The sequence below is a fragment of the Kitasatospora sp. NPDC054768 genome, assembly GCF_053612025.1.
In genome coordinates this window covers 1-1,059 of the sequence record NZ_JBSHBN010000359.1, presented here as the reverse complement: position 1 = coordinate 1,059, position 1,059 = coordinate 1, and the positions used below count along the sequence as shown (strand labels likewise).

Sequence of the window (1,059 nt, the reverse complement as noted above, 5' to 3'; positions counted from 1 at the left end):
GGGCAGGGCGCGCTGGTCCAGCTTGCCGTTCGGCGTGATCGGCAGCGCCTCCAGCACCACCAGCGCCGACGGGACCATGTGCCGCGGCAGACGCCCCGTGGCGAAGCCCCTCAGCTCGTCAACGTCGATCTCCCGGCCGGCGACCGGCACCAGATAGCCGACCAGTCGCTTGTCCCCCGGACGGTCCTCCCGCGCCACCACCGCCGCCTGCGCCACCGCCTCGTGCGCCTGGAGCACCGCCGCGATCTCCCCCGGCTCGACCCGGAATCCCCGGATCTTCACCTGATCGTCCGCACGCCCCACATACTCCAGCACCCCGTCGGCACGCCAACGCCCCAGGTCACCGGTCCGGTACATCCGCTCGCCCGCCGCACCCAACGGACTCGCCACGAACCGCTCCGCCGTCAGCGCCGCCCGACCCACATACCCGTGCGCCAGACCGGCCCCCGCCGCATACACCTCACCGACCACCCCCGCCGGCACCGGACGCAACCACGCGTCCAACACGAACACCCGCTTGTTGCCCACCGGCCGACCCACCGGCAACGACGACCCCGCCAAGTCCGCACCCGACACCGCGTGGCAGGTCGTGAAACCCATACTCTCCGCCGGCCCGTACCCATTGCCCACCCGCAGCCCCGGAAACAGACCCAACACCTTCGCCACATGCGCGACCGAACCGGCCTCACCACCCGTGAACGCCGTCCGCACCCCCGCGAACGCCCCCGGATGCTCATCCACCAAGAAGTTGAACAAACTCGCCGACAACTGGAGCATCGTCACACCGTGCTCCACCACCAACCCCTCGATCACCGCGGGCTGCGGATTCTGCCCCGGCTGCAACACACACACCGCACCGTGCAACAACGCACCGAACAACTCCAGCGCGAACCCGTCCCACGACACCGGAGAGCACTGCAAAAACACCTCACCCGGACCGAACTCGCAATAATCCTGACCCAGATACGTCCCCACCAACGCCCGATGCGGCGCCACCACACCCTTCGGCCGCCCCGTCGAACCCGACGTGAACATCACACACGCCACATCATCCGGCCC

General features: G+C 69.3%; 1 protein-coding gene. It reads right to left on the bottom strand.

All coding sequences use genetic code 11. From position 1 onward, the window contains the following. Nucleotides 1-1,047: AMP-binding protein (locus ACWGKU_RS41125; RefSeq protein ID WP_452181111.1), on the bottom strand; the 1,047-nt coding region annotated here is incomplete at its 3' end. Nucleotides 1,048-1,059 lie beyond the last annotated feature (12 nt).